Here is a 795-nt window from a genome sequence, read left to right as displayed (position 1 = left end):
TTTGGATTTAACTTTAGGCTTAGTTTCATTTCTGTTTTTTGTGCATTGGTAAAGTTAATGTTAACATTAGCTGTTTTGTTGCACATATTATCAGGTTGAAATAAAAGAAACTTCTGAGAAAAGTCTTTCTTTTGTCCAAACATCCCTTCAAATTCAGATGATTTTTCATCGAAATTGGTAATTCGGTCTACCTCTACCATCCCATTAGGTGATATAATTTTTCGTTCTCCTACTATCTTATCCGTAAAATAGTTTCCATCACTTAATGGATATTTTTTTTTCACTTTTCTCAATTCTAAAAATAATGTTTTTCCCTCCCAATTTCCCTTCCATGTTCCTACGTATTGGTTAAGTTCTCCATCCAGATCCTTATAATAGGCTTCATTTGGAGTGTCAATTTTAGGCGTATTTAAAGGAAAAACCTGTTGCGCAAATATTAAATTTACACAGGCTAGTAAAAGTATAATAACTATTTTTTTCATATTTTTTCATATTATATTATATTGGACAATCAACCTTTGGCCCGTCTTTTTTTACCTCAGAAGTCTTGCCATCGCTATCCTGTTCGTATAGCTTGGCTCCCTCAATTTTCATGCTCTTTTCCATGAACTTAAGAAATTCCTTTTGCAGGGCATCCCTTGACATGTTAGGGTTTCCCATTTTATCAGAATAAATACTATTTAAACTTTTAATTTCATTAGGGCTATACATCGTGAGTTTATCAGGATCAATGTTGTCCCCCCTTAACTGGTATATTCCATCGGAGGTAACGACAGAAATAAATACCTTATTGAC

Annotated in this window: 2 protein-coding genes; both read right to left on the bottom strand. The window is 33.0% G+C overall.

Annotation, left to right across the window (positions count from 1 at the left end; all coding sequences use genetic code 11):
- Window positions 1-482 (bottom strand): DUF6705 family protein (locus SCA31_RS22430; RefSeq protein WP_410699271.1); only part of this gene is annotated, 482 nt, incomplete at its 3' end.
- Window positions 483-498: 16 nt separating this feature from the next.
- Window positions 499-795: hypothetical protein (locus SCA31_RS22425; RefSeq protein ID WP_410699270.1), on the bottom strand; the 297-nt coding region annotated here is incomplete at its 5' end.

It is taken from the genome of Chryseobacterium sp. SIMBA_028 (genome assembly GCF_046535285.1).
Lineage (GTDB): Bacteria > Bacteroidota > Bacteroidia > Flavobacteriales > Weeksellaceae > Chryseobacterium.
This window is presented reverse-complemented; position numbering and strand designations above follow the sequence as displayed.